This window comes from Leisingera sp. M527 (assembly GCF_025141525.1).
Lineage (GTDB): Bacteria > Pseudomonadota > Alphaproteobacteria > Rhodobacterales > Rhodobacteraceae > Leisingera.
Genome location: NZ_CP081039.1, coordinates 99,776 through 119,671, shown reverse-complemented (window position 1 = coordinate 119,671; position 19,896 = coordinate 99,776). Strand labels below are relative to the sequence as shown.

Annotated in this window: 17 protein-coding genes; 7 read left to right on the top strand and 10 right to left on the bottom strand. The window is 61.7% G+C overall.

The features are described from left to right. Positions 1 to 2 precede the first annotated feature (2 nt). The 6 genes from tagH to K3555_RS22200 are packed head-to-tail and all read left to right on the top strand — an operon-like array spanning position 3 to position 9,276. Positions 3 to 1,478, top strand: a complete 1,476-nt coding sequence (tagH, locus tag K3555_RS22225) for a type VI secretion system-associated FHA domain protein TagH (protein ID WP_260008762.1) — start codon at positions 3 to 5, stop codon at positions 1,476 to 1,478. A 47-nt stretch (positions 1,479 to 1,525) separates the two neighbouring features. Next, complete coding sequence (gene tssK, locus K3555_RS22220; RefSeq protein ID WP_260008760.1) at positions 1,526 to 2,866, top strand: type VI secretion system baseplate subunit TssK; 1,341 nt, start codon at positions 1,526 to 1,528, stop codon at positions 2,864 to 2,866. 14 nt (positions 2,867 to 2,880) lie between these two features. Next, positions 2,881 to 4,305 carry a type VI secretion system protein TssL, long form gene (gene tssL, locus K3555_RS22215; protein WP_260008759.1) on the top strand — a complete coding sequence of 475 codons (1,425 nt, stop codon included), beginning with the start codon at positions 2,881 to 2,883 and terminating at the stop codon, positions 4,303 to 4,305. After that, entirely contained in the window at positions 4,302 to 7,874 is a 3,573-nt protein-coding gene (gene tssM, locus K3555_RS22210; RefSeq protein ID WP_260008757.1) for a type VI secretion system membrane subunit TssM, read from the top strand. The genes tssL and tssM overlap by 4 nt, the downstream gene beginning before the upstream one ends. A 26-nt stretch (positions 7,875 to 7,900) precedes the next feature. After that, complete coding sequence (tagF, locus tag K3555_RS22205) at positions 7,901 to 8,554, top strand: type VI secretion system-associated protein TagF (protein WP_260008755.1); 654 nt, start codon at positions 7,901 to 7,903, stop codon at positions 8,552 to 8,554. Continuing rightward, complete coding sequence (locus K3555_RS22200) at positions 8,554 to 9,276, top strand: PP2C family serine/threonine-protein phosphatase (protein ID WP_260008754.1); 723 nt, start codon at positions 8,554 to 8,556, stop codon at positions 9,274 to 9,276. Before tagF ends, K3555_RS22200 begins: the two co-directional genes overlap by 1 nt. An 83-nt stretch (positions 9,277 to 9,359) precedes the next feature. On the opposite strand, the gene K3555_RS22195 is transcribed toward K3555_RS22200, so the two are convergent. Together K3555_RS22195 and K3555_RS22190 are read right to left on the bottom strand one after the other, a co-directional pair. Further along, complete coding sequence (locus K3555_RS22195) at positions 9,360 to 11,528, bottom strand: serine/threonine protein kinase (RefSeq protein ID WP_260008752.1); 2,169 nt, start codon at positions 11,526 to 11,528, stop codon at positions 9,360 to 9,362. A gap of 44 nt (positions 11,529 to 11,572) precedes the next feature. Beyond that, positions 11,573 to 12,148 carry an OmpA family protein gene (locus tag K3555_RS22190; protein ID WP_260008751.1) on the bottom strand — a complete coding sequence of 192 codons (576 nt, stop codon included), beginning with the start codon at positions 12,146 to 12,148 and terminating at the stop codon, positions 11,573 to 11,575. A 182-nt stretch (positions 12,149 to 12,330) separates the two neighbouring features. Between K3555_RS22190 and K3555_RS22185 the strand changes: the two genes are divergently transcribed. After that, positions 12,331 to 13,173 (top strand): M15 family metallopeptidase, encoded by an 843-nt coding sequence (locus K3555_RS22185; protein WP_134831743.1) that lies wholly within the window; start codon positions 12,331 to 12,333, stop codon positions 13,171 to 13,173. 22 nt (positions 13,174 to 13,195) lie between these two features. Here K3555_RS22185 and K3555_RS22180 read toward each other — a convergent pair whose 3' ends face one another. The 8 genes from K3555_RS22180 to K3555_RS22145 all read right to left on the bottom strand — a co-directional run bounded on the left by K3555_RS22180 (position 13,196) and on the right by K3555_RS22145 (position 19,735). Next, on the bottom strand, positions 13,196 to 14,695 hold the full coding sequence (locus tag K3555_RS22180; protein WP_259992947.1) for a caspase family protein: 1,500 nt from the start codon (positions 14,693 to 14,695) through the stop codon (positions 13,196 to 13,198). A 129-nt stretch (positions 14,696 to 14,824) separates the two neighbouring features. Then, a complete protein-coding gene (locus K3555_RS22175; protein WP_129373196.1) occupies positions 14,825 to 15,151 on the bottom strand; it encodes a hypothetical protein in 327 nt (108 codons plus the stop codon). Between the two features lie 2 nt (positions 15,152 to 15,153). Beyond that, on the bottom strand, positions 15,154 to 15,540 hold the full coding sequence (locus K3555_RS22170) for a response regulator (RefSeq protein ID WP_027260150.1): 387 nt from the start codon (positions 15,538 to 15,540) through the stop codon (positions 15,154 to 15,156). A gap of 34 nt (positions 15,541 to 15,574) precedes the next feature. After that, positions 15,575 to 16,438, bottom strand: a complete 864-nt coding sequence (locus K3555_RS22165) for a protein-glutamate O-methyltransferase CheR (RefSeq protein ID WP_260008750.1) — start codon at positions 16,436 to 16,438, stop codon at positions 15,575 to 15,577. Next, complete coding sequence (locus K3555_RS22160) at positions 16,435 to 16,917, bottom strand: chemotaxis protein CheW (protein WP_129373198.1); 483 nt, start codon at positions 16,915 to 16,917, stop codon at positions 16,435 to 16,437. The genes K3555_RS22165 and K3555_RS22160 overlap by 4 nt, the downstream gene beginning before the upstream one ends. After that, the gene (locus K3555_RS22155; protein ID WP_259992943.1) at positions 16,907 to 19,075 is read right to left on the bottom strand and encodes a chemotaxis protein CheA; all 2,169 of its coding nucleotides are present in this window, start codon (positions 19,073 to 19,075) and stop codon (positions 16,907 to 16,909) included. Before K3555_RS22155 ends, K3555_RS22160 begins: the two co-directional genes overlap by 11 nt. A gap of 1 nt (position 19,076) precedes the next feature. Next, complete coding sequence (locus K3555_RS22150) at positions 19,077 to 19,451, bottom strand: response regulator (protein ID WP_027260146.1); 375 nt, start codon at positions 19,449 to 19,451, stop codon at positions 19,077 to 19,079. Continuing rightward, positions 19,448 to 19,735: an STAS domain-containing protein gene (locus K3555_RS22145; protein WP_260008749.1), complete on the bottom strand. Its 288-nt coding sequence runs from the start codon at positions 19,733 to 19,735 to the stop codon at positions 19,448 to 19,450. The genes K3555_RS22150 and K3555_RS22145 overlap by 4 nt, the downstream gene beginning before the upstream one ends. Between the last annotated feature and the right edge of the window lie 161 nt (positions 19,736 to 19,896).

Below are 19,896 nucleotides of genomic sequence, written 5' to 3'. Positions count from 1 at the left end.
GCATGGGAGTGACACTGAAATTCCAAAGCTCGGGCGCAATGCCCGGCGATGCGGCCCCTGTTCCGATGCGGGGGCCGAGCCTGACTGTGGGCCGCGGCGCCAGCTGCGATCTGGTGCTGCCGGACCCCGATCAGTTGCTGTCGCGCAATCACTGCGTGATTGAGGATCACAATGGCAATGTGGTGGTGGTGGACCTCAGCTCCAACGGCACCTTTCTGAACTATTCCAAAATCCCGCTGGGCCGCACGCCGACGCCGCTGAACAATGGGGATGTGCTGTGTGTCGGCAACTATGAGCTGGTGGTGGAAATCCGCGATGATCTGGCGGATGTCGGCGGCATGATTGCCGCCCCCGCCGCGCAGGGGCCTGCCTCGCACGGGAATGCTGCCAATGCGCCGGATCCGTTGCAGCTGCTGGAAGACGCCGGGCCGGGCGGTGATTTCCTGGATGATCTGCTGGGCGAGGGCCTTAAGGGGCCTGCACAGCTGAACCCGGTGGATCCGATAGATGAGCTGCTGCTGCCCCTGGGCGAGGAAGAAGATCCGTTCTTTCAAAAAGCCAGCGACGGACGCGAAGGGGAAGGGGCCAGTCTGGCCAACCACAACCCGACCGCTTCAGACGGGTTTGCGGTGCCTGCAGCGCAGTCGAACATGATCCCGGACGATTGGGATGATGATTTCCTGTCCGGTATAGGCGAGCCGGAAACCCCGGCACCTGCCCCCGATCCGCAACCCGCGCCGCCGCCGCGGGAGGTTCCGGCCCCGGTGCCGGAAACCCCGCCTGCAGCGCCGCCGCCGGAAGTGCCCTCTGCACCGCCGACCGAGATACCGCCGGTGCAGGATACGGTTGTCGTGGAACAGAAGACCATCGCGCCAGCGGCACCGCCGTCAGCTGAGTCGCAGGACGCGGTGGCCGCGTTCCTGAAGGGTGCCGGCGCCGAAGTCAGCCTTGATCCGGCGGAACACGCCAGCACCATGGCGCGCATGGGCCGGGTGATGCGGACATTGGTTACCGGCCTGCGCGAAATCCTGATGACGCGGACCTCGATCAAGTCTGAATTCCGGATTGAGCAGACGATGATCTCGGCCGGCGGAAACAACCCGCTGAAATTCTCGATCACGCCTGAACAGGCGGTTGAGGCGATGGTACGCCCGGCGACCAAGGGTTACTTGTCGCCTGAGACCGCCGCCGAAGAGGCGCTGCGCGATATCAAGGCGCATGAGGTGGCGATGGTCACCGGCATGGAGGCGGCGCTGAAAGGCGTGCTGAAACGGCTCGACCCAAAAGCGCTGGAAAGCCAGATTGAAACCAAAGGCGGCCTTAAGGGCCTTTTGCGCGGAAAAAAGGCGCAATACTGGGACGTCTACGAACAGCTGTATGCGGAAATTTCCGATCAGGCTGAGAATGATTTTCACGACTTGTTCAGCCGCGAGTTCGCGCGTGCCTACAAGGATCAGCTGGACAGGCTGAAGGACTGATGCGCACCGCGCCGCTGGCGCGTGCCCGCAACTGAGAGGAGATCCCGGTGTCCTGGGACAGTAAAGTACTTTGGACGGAGGGGCTGTTTCTGCAGCCGCATCACTTCCAGCAGTCCGACCGCTATAACGAGGCGCTGGTTGCCGGGCTGGCGCGGCGGCTCAGCCCCTATGCCTGGGGTGTGAACGGGCTGGAAATCGACCATGAGGCGCTGAAGATCGGCCAGTTTGCGGTGAAGTCCTGCGAGGGGCTGACCCATGATGGCACGGTGTTCCGGGTGCCGATGGCGGATCCGCACCCGCCAGCTATGGAGGTGCCGTCAACGGTCAAGGATTGCATTGTCTACATGACCGTGCCGCAGCGCCGCCAGGGCGCCACCGAGGTAGACCTGAGCGGCGCCGAACGCTCGGCCAGCCGGCTGCGCCCGGACAAGCAGGAAGTGACCGATGTGACCTCGACCGAGCGCAAGCCGGTGGAGCTGGATGTGGGCAAGATGCGGCTGCAGTTTGCCCTGGAGGTGGACGATCTGGCCGATCTGCTGGCGATCCCCGTCGCGCGTATCATCGAGGTGCGCCCGGACAAGGAGATCGTGCTGGATCAGGCCTTTGTCCCGGCTTGCCTGGACGTGCTGGCCGCACCTGCGCTTAGCGGTTTCCTGCGCGAGCTGGAGGGGCTGCTGGCGCACCGGATGGAGGCGCTGGCGGGCCGCTTGTCCGAGGCGGGCGGTGCCCGCGGGGTGGCGGATGTGTCGGACTTCATGCTGCTGGCCGTGGTCAACCGAATGCTGCCGCAGGTGCGCCATCTGCGCAATATCGAGAACCTGCATCCCGAACGCCTGTTTGCCGCCTGTGCCGGGCTGGCCGGGGAGCTGTCGGTGTTCATGTCAACCGAAAAACAGGCGCCGGAGTTTCCGCCCTATACCCATGACAATCTGGTCGAATGCTTTGCGCCGGTGATCCGGGTGCTGCGCCAGTACCTGAGCTCGGTGCTGGAGCAGACTGCAATCCCGATCAAGCTGGAAGCGCGCAAATACGGTATCTCGGTCGGTGTCATCGCCGACCGCAAATTGCTGGGCAATGCAGGATTTGTGCTGGCAGTCAGCGCTGACATTCCGGCTGAGGATGTGCGCAAGCATTTTTCCGGCCAGGCCAAGATCGGCCCCGTGGAAGAAATCCGCCAGCTGGTAAACTCGGCGCTGCCGGGGATCACCCTGCGGCCCTTGCCAGTGGCGCCGCGGCAGATTCCCTATCACTCCGGCGTGGTCTATTTCGAGATGGATGCGGACAGCCCCTACTGGCGCAAGATGACCACTTCGGGCGGCATCGCGGTGCATGTGTCGGGGCAGTATCCGGGGCTTAAGATGGAGCTTTGGGCGATCCGTAATGCGTAAGGGAAGATGCTGAGATGGCTGATTATGATGATCCCTTTGCGGAACCGGGGGATACCGACAAGACGGTGATCAAGCCGAACCCGGGCGGGCGGCGGACGGCCACTCCGGTGCAGCAGCCGGAGACACCGCAGGTCCAGCCCGGAGCGGAACAGCCCGCAGAGCCGGATCTGGATGCCTATGGCGTGCCGCAGGCGGCGGCACCACGACCGCAGGCTGCCGCGGGCGGCGCCAAGGCGCCGAAGATGGCGCTGACGGGGATGAACCAGTTGACGGCCTGTGCCTCGACCCTGTTTGCGCTGATCTCGCGCATCCGCAACCGGGCCCAGCATATGGACCCGGATGGCTTGCGCAAAAACGTGGTGGCCGAGGTGCGCGCGTTTGAAAACCGCGCGTTGCAAGCGGGCATTGCGGCGCAGACGGTGAAGATTGCGCGCTATGCTTTGTGCGCGACACTGGATGATGTGGTGCTGAACACGCCCTGGGGCGGGCAATCCGCCTGGGGGCTGCAGTCGATGGTGGCCACATTCCACCGCGAGGTGGTCGGCGGCGACCGGTTTTATGACCTGCTGGCACGGCTGGAGAAGGAGCCGGGCGGCAATATCGACATGCTTGAGTTTCTGTACATGTGCCTGTCGCTGGGATTTGAGGGCCGTTTGCGGGTGGAGCAGGGCGGTTCCGAGAAACATCTGCAGATCCGCGGCGCATTGGCCCGGATCATCCGCAACCAGCGCGGGCCCGTTGAGCGCGATCTGTCGCCGCATTGGGAAGGGCTGGTCAAACCGTTCAAGGCACTGTCGGTCTGGCGGCTGGTGTGGATCACCCTGGCAGCCACCTGTGCGCTGCTGGCGCTGCAGTTTCTGGGCCTTAGCTGGATGCTGTCGAACCAGACCGAGAATGTGGTCGGGCAGCTGACGATTGTGGATTCCGGCCCCAAAGCGGAGCTGGAACGGCGCGCGCCGCCGCCGCCACCGCCGCCGCCTGCACCAACCACCGAAGAACAGATCGCCAAGGTTTCGGGTTTCCTGGAACCGGAGATCAAGGAAGGCATCGTGCAGGTCTTCCAAAAGGGCAACACGCTGATCATCCGGCTGGCCGGTTCCGGCATGTTCGGCTCAGGCTCGGACCAGCTCAGCCAGAAATTCCGGTCCTCGGTGAACCGGGTGGCTGAATCGCTGAATGACGAAAAGGGCAAAATTATTGTGGCGGGCCATTCCGACAATATTCCTATCCGCTCCTCCCGCTTCCCATCCAACATGGCGCTGTCGCTGGCGCGTGCGAAATCGGTGATGGCAGGCATGGCCAAGGTGATGACCGACCCGGACCGGCTGTCGGCCGAAGGCCGCGCCGATAAGGAACCGATTGCAGATAACAGCACCCGCGCAGGGCGGGCCAAGAACCGCAGGATCGAAATCCTGCTGGTTCAGGAGGTTGAAGGATGATCCGCCGTTATATCTTTCCGCTGTTCCGGTCGATCTATACCATCCTGCTGATCCTGGCAGCGGTGCTGTCGGCCTGTGTGTGGTATTTCGCCCCTTTCATCGGCAGCGAGGACTGGCGCCCGTTTGACAGTGTGATGTCGCGGCTGATCACCATCGGGGTGATCTTCCTTTTGTACTTCATCATCATCGGCATCATCTTCTGGCGGCGCCGCCGCAAGGACAAGGAGATGACCGAAGAGATCGCCGAGGCGGTGGATACTTCGGAAGACGATGTATTGTCCGAGGAAATCGGCGAGCTGCGCGGCAAGTTCAAGGACGCGATGAAGGAGCTGCGCAAGTCCAAGGGCGGGCGGCGCCATCTGAACGATCTGCCCTGGTACATCATGATCGGCCCGCCGGGTGCGGGCAAAACCACGGCGATTGTCAATTCCGGTCTTCAGTTCCCGCTCGCTGAAAAGCTGGGCAAGGCTGCGATTGGCGGCGTTGGCGGCACCCGTAACTGCGACTGGTGGTTCACCAATGAGGCGGTGCTGATTGACACTGCCGGGCGTTACACCACCCAGGAAAGCGACGCCGAGGCGGATAACGCCGCCTGGCTGGGTTTCCTGGGGCTGATGAAGAAATACCGCAAACGGCAGCCGATCAACGGTGCGATCATTGCAATCTCGCTGTCGGATCTGTCGTTGCAGGACGAGATCACCCAAAAAAGCCACGCTGCTGCCGTGCGCCGCCGTCTGGCGGAGCTGCGCGAGAAGCTGGGCGTGCGTTTCCCTGTCTATGTGCTGTTCACCAAGGCCGACCTGATTGCGGGTTTCCAGGAGTTCCATGACTCGCTGGGCAAAGAGGACCGCGAACAGGTCTGGGGTTTCACCCTGCCGCTGCCCAAGGGCAAAAAGGACGCCGCGCCGATTGCCGGGTTTGACGAGGAGTTCGGGCTGCTGCTGGGGCAGGTGAACGCGCAGCTCTTGGAAAAGATGCAGACCGAGACCGACCACCAGCGCCGCGCCCTGATTGCCGGCTTCCCGGCGCAGGTCGCCTCGATGCGCGGTGTGGCACGCGAGTTTCTGACCGAGGTGTTTCAGGATAACCGTTATGAACAGCGTCAGATGCTGCGCGGGGTCTATTTTACCTCCGGCACCCAGGAAGGCACGCCGATCGACCGTCTGATGCTGGGCATGGCGCAGACTTTTGGCATCGGGCGGCAGGCGATTGGCACCGGGCAGGGCACCGGGCGGTCTTTCTTCCTGACCCGGCTGTTTGAAAGCGTGATGTTCCCCGAGGCGGGGCTGGTGTCGGCGGATGACAAGGTCGAACGCCGCTACCGCTGGACCCGCCGGATTGCGATCACCGCAACTGTTCTGGTGGCGGTGGCAATGGGCGCGCTTTGGGTGCGGTCCTATCTGAGGAACACCGATCTGATTGCCCAGGCTGAGGGTCAGGTTGCGGCCTATCAGGCAGCAGCGGCGCAATTGCCGCCCAGCCCGGTCGGCGATACCGATCTGGTGCCGGTGGCCGCCGCGCTGAACAATCTGCGCGACATGCCGGGCAATCCGGTGCTGTCTGATCCGGAACCCGATGGCGCCATGACCTATGGCCTGTATCAGGGCGAGGTGATCGGCACCCAGGCCGCACAGACCTACCGCGCGGCGCTGAACCAGCGATTGCTGCCGCGGCTGCTGGTGCGGCTGGAGCAGCAGATCGAAGGAAATATCAACAATCCCGACACGCTGTATGAAGCGCTGAAAATCTATCTGATGCTGGGTCTGCAGGGGCCGATGAACCAGGACCTGATCAAGGAGTGGATGCGGCTGGATTGGGAGCGGATCGCCTATCCCGGCATCGCCCGCAACCAGCTGCGTGCCGACCTGATGGACCATCTGACCGCGCTTTTGTCACAGCCGATGGAGGAGATTGCCCTTAACGGCCCGCTGATTGCCCAGGCGCAGAACATCCTTTCGGAAATGCCGCTGGCACAGCGGGTTTACAACGGAATTCTGAACTCGAAAAAGGCCACGGCGCTGGCGAAATGGCGGATCACGGATGTTGGCGGGCCGTCGGTCATGCGGGTGCTGGTGCGCAGTTCCGGCAAGCCCTTGAACGAGGGGATCGAAGGCGTCTTTACCTATGACGGCTTCCACAACGTATTTCTGCCGGAGGCGGTCAGTGTCGCCGAGAGGGTCCACCGCGAAGCCTGGGTGCTGGGCGAGCAAAGTGATGCCGCTCAGAACGAGGCAGTTTTGCTGAAGCTCAGCCGCGATGTATTGGACCTGTACTACAACGACTATATCAGCCGCTATGACCAGATCCTGGGGGATATCGACATTATCCCGCTGGAGTCGCTGTCCCACGCCGTTGAGGTCACCAATGTACTGTCGGGGCCAACCTCGCCCATCGTTAACATCCTTACCGATGTCAGTGCGGAAACCCGGTTGAACGAGGATAAGTCTATTCTGGATGCGGGCACTCTTGCCGCAGGTGCCCAGAACGTGGCCGCGATTGAGGCGCGCTCGAACCTGTCGATCCAGGGCCAGATCCTGCTGGAGGCGCTGGTCGGCTCTGCTGAAAATGCGCCCGGTCAGGCCGCCAAGCCGCCGGGCGCCTATGTGCAGGAGCGGTTTGAATGGCTGTATAATCTGGTGAACCGGCCCGAGGGCCAGCCCTCGCAGCTGGATGGTCTGATGGGGCAGCTGCAGCAGGTCTATCAGGAGCTGAACAAGATGTCCTTCTCGGGCGTGGCGACGGGCGGGCAAAGCGGCCAGGCGCTGCTGCAGTTCCAGCAGACCGCCAGCCGCATGGGCGGGCCGCTGCCCCGCTGGGCGACGCAGATCTCGGCGGGGTCTTCGGGGATCACCTCGGAGGGCACCCGTGCGTCGATCAATGCGCGCTGGCAATCGGCGGTGCTGCCGTTCTGCGAGCAGGCGCTGGGGAACCGCTATCCGTTCAACCGCTCGGCCCGGGCCGATGTGGCAATGGCGGATTTTGCCAAACTGTTTGCACCTGGCGGGATGATCGATGGTTTCTTTAACGATCAGCTGTTGAAATATGTCGATACCCGCAGCCGTCCCTGGACCTGGAAGCGGGTGAATGACGTGGATCTGGGCATCAGCCCGGCGGTTCTGCAGCAGATGCAATATGCCGCCGAGATCAAGGAGGCGTTCTTTGCCGGCGGTGCCCAGCCTGCGGTGCAGTTCCAGATCACCGTCAACGCGCTGGACCCGAAGGCCAAGGAGGTTGTGCTGGAGATCGACGGCTCCAAAGTGGCCTATAACCACCGGTCCGGCGCGCCGACGCCTGTGGCTGTGACCTGGCCGGGGTCGGTGGGGCTGGCGCGGATCACTCTTTTACCCAAGAAACGCGACGCCGAAAACGTGATGTCGCGCGATGGGCCTTGGGCGTGGTTCCGGCTGCTGGATGCGGCAGAGGTGCGGCGCACCAATGTCTCGGACCGGCGGCGGGTGAATTTCCGCGTTGGCGGGCGTCTAGCACTGTTCGAACTGCAATCCGGGTCTGTCATCAACCCATTTGCCTTGCCGGCAATGGCAAAGTTCAGCTGCCCGAAGTCGATGTAATGGCGGGGTTCGGTGCATTCGGTAAGATGCCTTCAGCCGGGGATTTTTTCCGGCTGAATACACCGGGCGGATTTGTGCGGGTTTGGGATGCCTGGCTGCAGCAGGTTATGCTGGACGGGCGGGGCGAATACGGGCCAGATTTTGACGCCCACTACATGACCGCCCCGATCTGGCGGTTTACCCTGCCTGCCGGACTGGCCGGGGCGCAAAGGGTGATCGGGGTGCTGATGCCCTCGGTTGACCGGGTTGGCCGGCGGTTTCCGCTGACGCTGATGGCGGCGCTGCCAGGGAATGGTACGGCCGCCGTGCCCTGCTTTGGCGAGGATGCGCTGTTTGAACGGCTGGAAGATGTGGCGCTGGATGCATTGGAGGATACGATGACCAAGGACAGGCTGGCGGAAGCACTTGCTGGTATTCCAGTGCCGGACATCCGGTCGGCGGATCCGTTGCCGGCCGCTGGCCCGGGTCTTGTTTTGGCCGGTGCCCAGGGGCCGGAAGTGCTGCCTGGCACCTTGGCGGGTGCCGCTCTGGAAGGGAAGCTGACCGGCTGCAGCCTGTGGACGGCGATGCTGGATGGCGTGCCGCGGAGGCTGGCCTGTGCGGATCTGCCGCAAGGCGGCACCGCACAGGGGCTTTTTGACCTCGGGGCGCCGGTTTGGGCGGACGCGGAGGGGCTGTGATGAACCAATTGCGCAAATACCGTTACACCGCGCAAACCCATGTGGGGATTAAGCGCAAGGTCAACGAGGATGCCGTTCTGGCGCTGCCGGAGCATGATATCTGGCTCGTGGCAGACGGAATGGGGGGGCACGACGCAGGGGATTATGCCAGCCGGCTGATCGCCGATGCTGCGGCCATGATCCCGCTGGGTCTGGATCCTGCGGCGCGGATGCATGCGCTGCGGGAGGCGATACAGAACGCGCACAAGGCGATCCGGACCGAGGCGGAAGCCCGTGGCGGCGGCACAATCGGATCGACAGTTGCGGCGCTGGTGATGGCCAATCAGCATTTTGCCGGGTTATGGGCCGGCGACAGCCGGATCTACCGGCTGCGGGACGGGCATATCGAAATGCTGACCGAGGATCACTCGGCAGTGGCTGAATTGGTGCTGGCTGGAAAAATGACCTGGGACGAGGCGGAACAGCACCCGCAATCCAACGCGATCACCCGTGCTGTAGGTGTTGGGGAAGAGCTGGAGATCGACAAGATCCGCGGCGACACGGAACCTGGCGACCGCTTCCTGATCTGCTCGGACGGGCTGACAAAATATGCCACCTTCCAGATCCTGGAGGATGCGCTGACCGGCACACCGCTGGAGACCGTCGGCGATCAGCTGATCCAGATCGCGCTGAACGGGGGCGGGGCGGATAATATTACCGCTGTAGTGATTGATGTCCTGTGACGCCGCCGTTTCCTGAAGACGCAAACGGGACATACCACGTGTGTTTTCCGAGCTGGAATTGCCATAAAATTCCGGCCCGCTGATCAGGGTTTTGCTGTCACCAGAATACGGCTGTCCAGCGAGCGGATCCGGCTGGAATCAGCCTCGTAGCTGGCCTGCAAGGCTTCGGCAAAACCTACCGCGCTTTCGGACGTCGGGCGCATGCCGTCAAACAGCGGTTCCGAGGAGTGCAGGACCACCACTTTGCTTTTCCCAAGGGTGCTGTCGTCAACCTTGAAAGCAATGCCGCCGCCGGTGGCGGATTCTTCCAGACTATAGGCGACCCTTACATGAACTTCGCCGGCGGCACCGTCCCGCAGGCTGGCAACGGCATTGTCTTCGCGCGAGATATTGGGCAGCAAGTGGAACACATTGCCCGAAACATCCAGGATCGACACGGTCAGGTAACCCTCGGTCACATCGTCCGGCAGCACGATATCGATTACCGGGTTTTCGCCGACAAAGAACCGGCCCGACGGATTGGGCTCCACCGTTGTTCCGCCAACAGCGAATGCCACTTCGGCGCCGCCGGACGGGGCTTTGGGCAGATGCTGTTCGACAACACAAAGCGAGTCGTTCAGCACCTCAACATCCAGCACCACCTGGCGTTCATGCGCCAGCGCCCGCAGCGCATCAAACAATTCCAGCCGGGTAGCGGTGCTGGCGACGCGGCCGCTGATCAGCACCGGGTCGCCGGGCGCGTAACCGTCGTAATGGCCATTGCCGTCCCGCAGCAGCGGGCCGCAATCGGCAAAAGCCTCCATCACTGCCTTGACCTCGGCCACCGGCAGCATCGGCAGCTCAAACCGGATCTCGGCCTTGCCTTCCAAGGCGCCGGGCAGGCCGTTGCGGAACAGCTCGTTCAGCATTTCGGCCACGTTGGTGTCGTCGGTGGTGCCGGTGAGCCGCGCCTTGTTGTTGCTGACCACCAGGCGCCATTCGCGCAAACCCTCAAGCGGTTCAACCGTGTCGAGCACATCGGCGCCCCACGTGTCGGATATCGCGCCGGTGGCCAGGGTCAGATCGGCATCCTGGGACAGCGCCAAAAGTGCGTCCCGTGCGGCTTCGCTTGGCACGTTGCCAACGATCTGGACCGGACCATCGGCGGGTTTTTCGGCGATGAAAGAATAGGGGCGGGCCACTGGATAGGAGGGCTGGAGAACATTGTCGAGAATACCGCTGAAATAGGCACCGGCCCCGCCGCCGCCGAGCAGAAGCAAAACCGCCAAGGCCGCCCAAAGACCGCCGCGGCCGCCTTTTGCTTCCTCTGCCTTGCCCTGAACCGGCTTGGCGGAGGGCTGCGGCGGCGGGGCGGGTTTGCTGGTCTGCGGCACGATAATGGTGGCGTCTTCAGCCGGGCCATCCAGGATATCCCCCAGGCTGCCGCCATCGGGATCATCCAGAAAGGCCAGAACTTCACCTGCATTCTGGAACCGCGCGTTCGGATCCGGGGCGCACATCCGCTCGATCAGGGTTTTGAAAGGCTCGGGCAGGCCTTCTGTGTCGAGAGGTTTTTGCTTGTTTTCAACTACTTCCATCGGATTGGCGCCGAGTTTCGGCGCCGCGCCGCGGAAGTTGGCCAAAAGCAGAGCCCCCAGCGAATAGATGTCCGAGCGGGCGTCGGTGTTTCCGCTCATCTGTTCCGGTGCGGCATAGGAGTATTTGCCGGCAAACTCATTTCCGACGATGGTCTGGGCGCCCGGATTGGTATCCTTGGCGATGCCGAAATCGATGATCACAGCCTCGGCCGGTTCACCGCCGCGCAGAATGATGTTGTCCGGGCTAAGGTCGCGGTGGACGATATTCCGGATGTGCGCTGCCTGCAGGCCCTGGACCACGCGGCGGCAAATCACCAGCAGGTCCTCAGCCGCCATCGGCCCCTGCTTTAGGCGCTTGTCGAGACCGGGGCCTTCTACATAGTCCATCAGCAGATAGATATGGCCGTCCGGCGTGCGGTGGTTTTCCGAATAGCGCACCACCGCAGCATGGCGGATTTCGCGGATATTCTCCTCGCGCGCCATCAGGACAGTAAAGTCCTCATTGGCGGCAAGTTCCTGTTTCAGCACCTTCAGCGCCACCAGGTTGCCGGAAATTTCCGAGCGTGCCTTATAGACATGAGACGTGCCGCCGCGGCCCAGCAGGCCTTCAATCCTGTAGGTATTGTTCAGCAGGTCACCCGGCTGGAACAAGTCGCCAGGGCGCGATTCAAGCATGGAAGTCTCCCTGGCCTTTCATCCGGCGCGGGTCGGGGCTGTGATCAGCCCAGAGCCTGGAATTCAACACGGCGGTTTTCGTCGGCGCGCGTATTGTTTTCGTTGTAAGGCGCAGTCTCACCCATGCCGATGGCCTTGAGCAAGCCCTCGTCCACACCGCAGGAGCTGATCAGGTGACGGCGCACTTCCTGCGCCCGCAGCAGCGACAGCCGTTCATTATAAGCCGCTGATCCAGAGCTGTCGGTATGGCCGATGATCTGGAACACGGTGCCATCAAGCGCCTTCATTGAGGCGCACATATTGGCCAGTTTCGGCGCCTGATCGGCGCGCAGCGCGGCGCTGTCGAAGTCAAAAGAGATCTGGACATTGATCTGGGTTTGCCGGTCGACCGGATTGTATTCCTCAGCCGCGGCGGCCACGGTTGCGGTTTCCTCCGCAGGATCCTCGGCCGCAGTTGCGCTGCTTGGCACGATCACAAGGCCGCGCGTCTTCTGCTTCTTGAAGGCTTCGGTGATTTCCTCGACCGACAATTCGCCGCCATTCGACTGCGCCTGAGCCAGCGGGGCGAAAATCAGGCCCGCACCCAGAACACTTGCAAAAATTCCTTTAAGGCGGATCATGCCCGGCGCCCTCCCCTGCCATTTCAACATGGCTGGCAGTCTATACCAGCACCTGCGGCCTGCCAATGGCAGGCAGAGTGAAGCGAGGGAAAAAAACACGGTGTTTCCGGCAAGTTGTAATCAGGGGGTTTACTGCCGCGCGGCGAGGGATTGAAATGGGCGCAAATGATCCGGGAGGGAAAATGCGGGTTCTGCCAGCAGTGATAATCGCCATTGGCCTTGTGCTGGCTCCGGCGGTTTGGTTCGGGCTCAGCTGGCTGCTGAGCGAAGAAGACTTCCAAGGGGCGGGCGGTGTTGATTCGACCGCGCGGATCGAAATCGAGATGCTGCGCCAGCAGGTCGAGGATCTGCAATCCCGGATGACGGATCTGCAGAGCGAGGTTGCCAGCCTGCCCGCTGGAGGGGCAGGCGGCGGCACCCCTTTTACCGATGACGCGGCGGGCGAGGCCGCAATCTGGAACCAGACCGGCGGCGCCGATCTGGATTACGCCCAGGTCGTGCTGATCGCCGACCGGCTGAACGTGAACCGCGGGCTGCGGGTCACAGGCGGCAAGTATCTGACAGAGAAACTGGGCCGCCCGCGGGAGGATTTGAACGATACCTGCCAGCCGATGACCAATGCGAACCTCAAGGAAAAGCTGGTGACCGAACAGGTCGGACCGATCCGGGTCAGCATGCTGCGCCCGGCGATCGAAAGCCTGAAGGTGGTGTTTGAAAACATCCGCCAGGCGGACCCGGACCTATATGCCCGCATCAATACGGCCGGCGCGCTGTGTGTGCGCCGGATCCGCGGCACCGCAAATTCATTGTCCACCCACAGCTACGGCCTGGCCGTTGATCTGAATATCGACGGCAAGCTGGATAATTTCACCGACGGCAAGACCCAGCTGGGCCTGACCATCATGGCGGATTTCTTTTATGATCAGGGCTGGGTCTGGGGCGCCGGGTTCCGGCGCGAAGACAGCATGCACTTTGAGATCAGCCGCCGCCAGCTGGATGCGTGGATTGCGGACGGTCAGCTGTGATGGTGTTGCGCTGACCTGAAAATCAGCCTTCCAGCCCGTAAGCCTGCCGGATTCCCCGTTGGGTTCCAGGCCCGAAATTGCCATCAATGGCACCGGCATAAAAGTTGTTCTCCTTCAGTTTCAGCTGAAGAGAGCGCCGGGTTTGCGGAGTGAACATATTGGGCCGCTCGCTCAGCAGGTTGAGCACATCAGAACTGCCGCTGCGCAGAGCTGCATAAAGATAATGCGCTGAATCTTCCGGACCTTTCGACGGGATCAGACCGTCATCTATCAAGGCAGCGAAATTAAACTGGGCCTGCGGATGGCGCAGATCCGCGGCGCGTTCAAAAAAGGTCAGGGCTTTTTTCGGATTGGCAGGCAATCCCAGCCCGCCCTGGTAGTGCAAGAAGCCAAGGTCGTTGATCGCATCCGCAAAATCCTGCGCTGCAGCAGCCTGGTACAATTCCAACGCCTTGGCGGGGTCCGTTGCGACACCTGTGCCGCGTTCATAAAGCTTGGCCAGTTCGAACTGCGCTTCGGGAGAGCCGGCATCGGAAGCGCGCTGCAGAAAACCGACCGCCGCGGCTGGATCAAACCGGCCTTCATTGGGGTTCAGCCGGATATAGGCTAGGCCCAGCATCGAGCGGGTATCACCAAGATCCGCCAGCGCCAGCAGCTGCTCTTCCTGGTCGGGTTTCAGCGCCGCCCAGGCCTCGGAGGCATCTGCAACCGTGACCGGAGCATCATTTTTGCCCGGGCCGGCAAGATAGAAAGGCACACCGGTCAGTGAGCCATAAGTATGCGGTTCCTGCAGATTAGCAGTGTTTTCCATCACCCGGTCGCGCACCTGGCGGAACATCAGGCTGATCTCCAGCCCCGGCTGCACCATTTTTTCTATCAGCGCAGTGGCATAGGGCGAATTGCTGCCGGAGCCGTCCAACGCCACCTGGCCGTCTTTGGCGGCAAAGGCCACCAGGGTGCCGCGGTCCGGATCGGCTGCTGCCATGCCGCCGCCGCCGCGGGTTGCGGCATTCGTTTCGGCAGCTTCACTGCTGCTTTGTTCCAGCGTAATGGAATCGCCCAGCGGGTTGTCACGGCAGCTGTCGAGGATCACGATCCGCATCTTGCGTGCCCGGTCCACTGCCCCCAGAAGTTGTTTCAGCGACAAGGACTGGCGTTGCACATCGCGGTTGCTGGCCACCTGGGCATCAGCCGGGATCAGAAAATTCTCGCCCTGCACTTCAATCCCGTGGCCGGCGAAATAGACCAGAGCCAGATCCGCCACTTCGGAACGGAAAGTGAAATCCTCCAGCAGCTGCACCATGTCCGAGGTGCCGGGATCCAATGCGAGGCTGACGTCAAAGCCGATCCCTTCCAGGGTGTCCGCCATTGCCACGGCATCGTTGCGGGTGTTCTCCAGCGGCGGCAGGTACTGGTAATCCGCCACGCCGATAACCAGAGCAATGCGGTCGCTTGCGGCCTGCGCACCCGTTGCAACAAGCAAGCAGGCTGCGAAAATCAGAGGCTTGATGAGAAATGACATGCGAATACCCGGGCCGGCAGTTTCAGCTATGACCCAATGTAGTCCGCTGCGGCAGCAAAGAAAAAGGAAATTCGCCGCCGCTGAAGGTGAAAAAACGGCCCCGCCCGGGTCGGGCGGGGCCGCTTGATTTCAGGTGCTTGCCATGCTGCCTGCGGCACGCAGCCGCTCGCGCAGCTTTTCCAGGGTGACCCCGGCAGCTGCGGCCGGCAGATCGGCAGGCCCGGATTCATCAACTTGCGCCTGTACGCGCTTGTAGAAACCGGAGAGGCCGGACAGGGTCTGGATCACCAGATCAAAGTCCTGCAACGAGCGCAGTTCCTGGCTGGTCGGGGCGGTGCCGCGTTCCAGCACGTCCAGGACAACGTCTTCCAACGCTTGCATCTGGCTGCGCAACTGCTCCATCTCCCAGGCCGACGCGGCGCATAATTCGCCTAGGGCTTTGTCGGGGCGTTCCATGGTTATAGCCGCCCGACAACCTGTTCGATGGCCTGTTTCATCGTGGCCACCGTGAACGGCTTGCGGACAATGTTGTTCAGGCCCAGCTGTTTGCCCATCTGGATCATTTCCGGCGTTGGTTTGCCGGTTACCAGAATGAAACCAACCCGCTGGGTTACCTGATGGCCGCGCACGGCCTGCAGCAGCCCCAGCCCGTCCATGCCCGGCATGTTGTAGTCCGACAGCACCAGATGAACTGGTGTTTGGGTCAGTTTCTGAAAGGCGGATTGGCCGGCGTTCTCGACCATATAGTTCTTGATGCCGATCTCATCCAGGCTTTGTGTGATGATCCCCCGGCTTGTCGACATGTCGTCAACGACCATAACGCGGAGAGAGTCTTTCAAGCTCATTTTTTCTTTCCTTCTGCTCTGCTTGCAGCCGCGGTCAGGTTTTCCTGCCTGCGGATGAGTTGACATAAGTGGTGATCCCGGCCGTCTTCAGCTGCTGCGCCGCCGGGCCTGACATGCGCTCGGAATGACCGATGAAGAGGTAACCGCCCGGGTTCAGGGCATTCTGAAAAGCGCTCCAGACCTTCTGCTGGGTTGGGTTGTCGAAATAGATCGCAACGTTCCGGCAGAAAATCGCATCGAACCTGCCGCGGAAGGGGAAAGGTTCGATCAGGTTCAGCACCCCGAAAGTGATCAGCTTGCGCAGGCTTTCGGGAAAGCGTCCGTCGGGATCGCGTTTGGGCACCAGCTTGCTGTATTTTGTATCAATCTGGGCCAGTTCGTCCTCGGGGTACTTCGCCGCCTGTGCGTACTGCACCACCACCGGGTCGATATCGGTGCCCAGGATTTTGAAATCCAGCTGCGCCGCTTCGGGACAGATATCCAACACGGTCATGGCAATCGAATAGGGCTCCTGCCCGTTCGAGCAACCCGCCGACCACAGCCGCACCCGGCCGCCGCGGCGCGCCTGTTCGATCAGCGGCGGCAGCACGTCGTTGCGCAGCGTCTCGAAATGGTGCGGCTCCCGGAAGAAATGGGTCACATTGGTGGTCAGCAGCGACAGCAGCCCGCTGCGTTCCTGGTCGGCATTGGGGCCGTCCAGGCTGGCAAGGTAGTCCTTGAATTTGGTGATGTTGCGCTGGCGCAGCTTGCGGGCCAGGCGTGAAGACACCAGGGGCTTTTTGCTGGCCGCCATGGCCAGGCCGAAGTTTTTATGCGCGAACTGCGCAATGGCTTCGAATTCCTGGTCCGACAGCGAAAAGCTCTCTGTGCTGGGGGAAATGGAACCTGCTGCGCTCACGGCATCACCTGCTCCGGAGCCGAGATCACCGCATCAAGATTGATGATGCGCACCATGGTGTCATCATGCGAGATGATGCCCTGGATGTACTCCATCGTGTTGCGGCTATCGACCGGCGGAGTGTCCTGGATGTCGTCCGGATTGATCGAGATAATCTCGGAGACCGACTCGGCCAGCAGGCCAACCGGCTTGCCATGCACCGAAACGACGATGACGACATTGCGTTCGCTGGCTTCGGTTTGCTGCAGGCCGAAACGGGCGGACAGATCGTAGATCGGGATCACCGCACCGCGCAGGTTCATCACCCCCAGCACGTCGGCCGGAGCATGCGGCAGGATCGTCACCGGTGACCAGCGCCTGATCTCGCGAATTTGGGTGATCTTCAGGCAGAAGGCCTGCCCGGCCACGGTGAAGCTGACAAACTCGCTGTGTTCAGCGTGTTTCACTTCCTGATCGGTATGCTTCGCTTCAGCTTGCATTGCTCATTCTCCGCTCGGTGTCAAAGGCGGCCGCTGTGGGCGAGGCCGCAATGATGCTTTCAGGGTCCAGGATCATGGCGATCTTGCCGTCTCCAAGGATGGTTGCTGCGGCAACGCCCGCGATTTCCCCGCAGACGCCGTCCAGGCTTTTGATCACCACCTGGCGCTGGTCGTGGATGTCATCCACTGCCAAAGCGCAGCGCTGGCCGGTTTCGGTTTCCACCAGCAGATAGACGCCGGCCTGCCGGTCGCTTTCGCGGTACAGCCCCAGGCTGCCGGCAACGTCGCAGATGGGCACGAAATTGCCGCGGATCGACAGCAGGGTGCCGTCGGCGCCGAGGCTGTTGATCATGTCATCGCTGCCGCGCATCGTTTCGACGATAGAAGTAATCGGCACCACCATGGTCTGGTCAGCGACCGACACCACCATGCCGTCCATCACCGCCAAGGTCAGTGGCAGGATGATCGTGAACGTTGACCCTTTTCCGGGCGTGGAGGAGATGTTGATGCGGCCGCCCAGGCCGGTCACCGCATTCTTCACCACATCCATACCGACACCGCGTCCGGAGAGGTTTGACACCTCCTTGGCGGTGGAGAAGCCAGGCGCGAACAGGAGATTGTCGATCTCGCCGTCAGTCAGCTCGGCATTTTCCGGGATCAGGCCCTTCTCAATGGCGATCTGTTTGACCCGCGGGCGGTTCACACCGGCCCCGTCATCCTTGATTTCAATGCAAACACTTCCAGAACGATGGGAAGCCGACAGCCGTATTTCACCGACTTTCGATTTTCCGGCGGTTTCCCGGTCCTCGGGTTTTTCGACCCCGTGGTCCACCGCATTGCGCAGAATATGCGTCAGCGGGTCGGACAGCCGTTCGATCACCGTCTTGTCGACCTCGGTGTTTTCGCCCTCATTCACGAGTTTACAGGTTTTACCTGTCGCAGCCGAAGCTTCCCGGACGATCCGGGCCATGCGCTGGAACAGCGGTTTCACCGGCTGAGCACGGATTGCCATGACACCTTCCTGGATGTCGCGTGCGAGGTTTTTGAAACCTTCGAGCTCTGTTTCAACGTCCCGTGTATCAGAGACATCGAGGTTGGCGATTTGCTGCGCCAGCATCGAATGGTTGATGATAAGCTCCCCGACAGCGTTGATCAGCCGGTCCACCCGCTCGAGCTCGACGCGGAGCGTGGGCTTGGGACCGCCGCGCTGCTCCTGCTTGCCGCTCTCGGCTTTCGGGGCCGATGCCTTTTCTTCGGCAGGTGCCGGCTTGGCTTCGGGTTCAGGTGCGGGGACCGGCGGTTCAAAAGGGACTGCGGGCGCCTCCCCTTCTGTTGTGTCCGCTGCGGGCGGAGCATCAGGTGCGCTGAACATGGCGTCCAGGGCAGCCAGTGCATTGGCTTCCGCTTCCGCGTCGCCTTCGCCATCGATAGACAACTCGCAGAGACCTTCGACAAATTCGAAGACTGCCTCGACAATCGACCGGGAGTCCTTGGTCACCAAAGTGATGTCCCAGGCCAGGTAGCTTTCGCTCATATCCATTGCGTCAAAGCCGGGCAGCTCGTTTTCGTCAAGCTTTACGGTCAGATCGCCCATGTCCTTAAGCGCCTGGAACAGGAAGAACGGCTCATTGCCGGTACCGTACATTTCCTTCAGCGGCTGGAACCGGATCCGGTAGGTTTCCTCCTGCGGTTCTGCCGGCGCTTCCGGCACAATACCCAGATCTGCCACCGGCGCCGGAGCGCCAAGCCCCATCGGCTCGAAGGTGAGGTCTTCCTCTTCTTCGGGGATGTATTCATCCAGCGCTGCCAGCAGCGTATCATTGTGCGCTTCGTCTATCTCGCCACCGTCCCGGGCGGCTTCGACCAGCGCCGACAGTTGATCGCTGGAGCGCAGCAGCAGCTGGATCAGCTTTGCGTCCAGCTCCATCCGGCCGGCGCGCACCTCGTCAAAGACGGTTTCGAACCGGTGGGCAAAGGCCACCAGGTCGTCCAAGCCAAAGGCCCCGGCACCGCCTTTGATCGAGTGCACGGCGCGGAAGATTGCATTGACTGTCTCAGGGTCGTGATCGCCTCCTTCGATGGCGGTCAGCCCCTCATCCGTTGCTTCAAGGAGCTCTTCGCACTCCTCAAAGAAGGTATCCTGAATCGAACCCGACATCTTAGGCCGCAGCTCCTGTCACACGCTTTAGAGCGAAGATCAAAGAGGCATCGTCAAACGGCTTGGTGATCCAGCCGGTGGCGCCGGCGCCGCGGGCGCGGGATTTCAGTTCAGGTGCGCTTTCAGTGGTCAGCACCAGAATCGGCACCTTGGAATTTATTCCGGTGCCGCGCAGCTCCTCAATCACGCCGAAACCGTCGAGGTTGGGCATGTTGATGTCGGTGATCACAACGTCCGGATCCACATCCGGGTACATGTCTACACCTTCACGGCCATCAACCGCGCAGTGGTATTCAAATCCGGCCTCTTCCAGGGTCGCGGCCAGAAGATTCCGGATGGTGCGGGAATCGTCGATTGCCAGAACTTTGGTTTTCATGCTGTTTCCTCGTCTTCAAAACGGTTGGGCTCCAGCCCCAGAAGCGTCAGGGACTTGCGGCAGGGTTCGGTTATATTGGTGACTGAGAAGCCCACCCCCTCGGACCGCCACTGCTGCTCTGCACCAAGCAGAAGCTGCAGACAGCGCGAGGGCATCAAGGCAACGCCGCGGCAGTCAACCTCGACTGCTTTGGAGCGTGCCCCTTGAAGAAAGGCGACCAGCGAATCCAGCTCCGCGAAGGCGTTGGGCAGATCCAAAATATGTTTTTGCGTTTCCGTAGTCATTGTCGGCGATTCGCACCCCCGTTGTCGGCGATCAATTCGAGTTCGATGAAGCAATTGATATGCGGCGGGCCTTAACATTTGATTGCCGCCCCACCCGCACGGAGGGGGATTCATAAGGAGTTCGGGTGCAATTCAGCCAGGGAAATCCCGTCAATTTTTAT

Bases quoted from the DNA above. Each gene is read 5' to 3' on its own strand.
- tagH (WP_260008762.1), top strand. From the start codon at position 3: ATGGGAGTGACACTGAAATTCCAAAGCTCGGGCGCAATGCCCGGCGAT.
- tssL (WP_260008759.1), top strand. From the start codon at position 2,881: ATGGCTGATTATGATGATCCCTTTGCGGAACCGGGGGATACCGACAAG.
- tssM (WP_260008757.1), top strand. From the start codon at position 4,302: ATGATCCGCCGTTATATCTTTCCGCTGTTCCGGTCGATCTATACCATC.
- tagF (WP_260008755.1), top strand. From the start codon at position 7,901: ATGCCTTCAGCCGGGGATTTTTTCCGGCTGAATACACCGGGCGGATTT.
- K3555_RS22200 (WP_260008754.1), top strand. From the start codon at position 8,554: ATGAACCAATTGCGCAAATACCGTTACACCGCGCAAACCCATGTGGGG.
- K3555_RS22195 (WP_260008752.1), bottom strand. From the start codon at position 11,528: ATGCTTGAATCGCGCCCTGGCGACTTGTTCCAGCCGGGTGACCTGCTG.
- K3555_RS22190 (WP_260008751.1), bottom strand. From the start codon at position 12,148: ATGATCCGCCTTAAAGGAATTTTTGCAAGTGTTCTGGGTGCGGGCCTG.
- K3555_RS22185 (WP_134831743.1), top strand. From the start codon at position 12,331: ATGCGGGTTCTGCCAGCAGTGATAATCGCCATTGGCCTTGTGCTGGCT.
- K3555_RS22180 (WP_259992947.1), bottom strand. From the start codon at position 14,695: ATGTCATTTCTCATCAAGCCTCTGATTTTCGCAGCCTGCTTGCTTGTT.
- K3555_RS22175 (WP_129373196.1), bottom strand. From the start codon at position 15,151: ATGGAACGCCCCGACAAAGCCCTAGGCGAATTATGCGCCGCGTCGGCC.
- K3555_RS22170 (WP_027260150.1), bottom strand. From the start codon at position 15,540: ATGAGCTTGAAAGACTCTCTCCGCGTTATGGTCGTTGACGACATGTCG.
- K3555_RS22160 (WP_129373198.1), bottom strand. From the start codon at position 16,917: ATGCAAGCTGAAGCGAAGCATACCGATCAGGAAGTGAAACACGCTGAA.
- K3555_RS22155 (WP_259992943.1), bottom strand. From the start codon at position 19,075: ATGTCGGGTTCGATTCAGGATACCTTCTTTGAGGAGTGCGAAGAGCTC.
- K3555_RS22150 (WP_027260146.1), bottom strand. From the start codon at position 19,451: ATGAAAACCAAAGTTCTGGCAATCGACGATTCCCGCACCATCCGGAAT.
- K3555_RS22145 (WP_260008749.1), bottom strand. From the start codon at position 19,735: ATGACTACGGAAACGCAAAAACATATTTTGGATCTGCCCAACGCCTTC.